Source organism: Streptomyces sp. URMC 126 (assembly GCF_051386555.1).
In the GTDB taxonomy this organism is placed as follows: Bacteria; Actinomycetota; Actinomycetes; order Streptomycetales; family Streptomycetaceae; genus Streptomyces.
Window position 1 is genome coordinate 1 of the sequence record NZ_JBPQTX010000586.1, and the last position, 1,633, is coordinate 1,633.

A 1,633-nucleotide genomic window follows, 5' to 3' on the forward strand; every position below is an offset into this window, starting at 1 on the left:
CCCCGGGCCCCGGCCCCCGCCGAGCGGACGAGCCCGCCGCCCTGGCGGAACGGGCCGAGCCGCCCGGCGGCGAGCCCGCCACCCCCGGCCTGTGCTTCTGGTGGCGCACCTTCGAGCGGGTGCGGGAGTTGTTCGCCGAGGGGCAGGGCGCGGAGGGCGGGGACGGGGATCCGCTGCCGTTCAAGACCTACCGCGGGCTGCCGAGGCACACGCTGAGCGCGCCGGCCCGGCGGATCGGGGACGCGCGCTGGTCGTTCGAGGGGTTCCGCGGGGCGCGGCCGGACGCCGTCCCCGGCCGGGCGGCCCTGGACGAACCGGCCGTGTCCGCCCTCGTGCACCACGCCTACGGGCTCGGCCGGATGGAGCTGGGACCGCACGCGGCGTGGCCGTACCACCGCGTCGTGCCGTCCGCCCGCTGCTTCCACCCCGTAGAGCTCTACCTCTGGCTCGCCGCGCCCGCCGGGGAACTGCCCGCCGGCTGCTACCACTTCGACCCGGCGCACCACGCGCTGACCCGGCTGCGTACCGGGGGCGTCCCGGCGGCGCTGCACGCCGCCGCGGGGACCGGGCGGACCGGGGGCGGCACACTGGCGTTGCTGGTGGCGGCCGTCCACTTCCGCAAGACGGCGTTCCGTTACCGCGACTACGCGTACCGGCTGGGCGCCCAGGAAGCGGGCATGACCGTCGGCAACGCGCTGATGGTCGCGGCGGCGCTGGGCCTGGAGGGGCGCGTCCACCACCGGTTCGGGGACGCGGTGGTGAACCGGGCGCTGGGCCTGGACGGCACGGAGGAGACCGCGTTCGCGGTGGTCGACCTGTACGGCGCCCGGGGCGGGCCCGGTGCGGGCGCCGCGGTGCAGGAGGCGCCGCTGGACGTGATCCGGCCGGAGTACGTACGGACGTGTCATGCCGACGCGGCGGCCTGGTCCGGGCTGACGGCGCTGGACCGCTTGTCCCGGCTGCCCGGGCCGGGCGTCCCGGTGGAGACGTCCGCTTTCCGCGCGCCCACGGCCGGAGACCGGGCGGCGGCCCTGCCCCTGGGCGGCGCGGTCCAGGGGCCCGGCAGGCCTGAGTTGGCGGAGGCACTGCGCGCGCGGGACTCGGGCGGCCGGATGTTCCTGCCGGCCGACGCTCCGCTGCCCGCCGACGCGCTCGCCGGCCTGTTGCGGCACGCGCTGGAGCCGGTGCCGTCGGACCACACGGGAGCGCCCTGCCGGCCGCTGGTGGACTGCCACGTCCTCGTCCGGAACGTGGCGGGGGTGCCGGCCGGGCTGTACGAACTGTCCCCGGGTGCCGAGCCGGACCGTCGACCGGAGCGGAACGGGGCACGCGCGCCGGGCTCTGGACGGGAGCCGGCCACCGGGCGACAGCCGGCTGCCGGGGCGGAACCGGTTCCCGGATCGACGCCGATTCCGGGGCCGGAAGCGGCATCGGCCCCGCGGTGTGCTCCGATCCCGGCCCCAGCCCCTGAGACAGCTCCGGACGAGCGTTCCGGCCCACCCCGGCCACCGGCCCCGGAACCCGGGTCGGCCGGGCCGGAACCTCACCCGGCCCCGGTCCCCACCTCGGAACCGGCCCCGGGTGCACGCCGCGCGTCGTCGCCACCGCACCCGACGCCGGCCCCCGCCACGTT

General features: G+C 78.5%; 1 protein-coding gene. It reads left to right on the forward strand.

Annotated elements, in window-relative coordinates; translation table 11 throughout:
* Positions 1-89: 89 nt before the first annotated feature.
* Positions 90-1,633 (forward strand): nitroreductase family protein (locus tag ACSNOK_RS32930; RefSeq protein WP_436784455.1); only part of this gene is annotated, 1,544 nt, incomplete at its 3' end.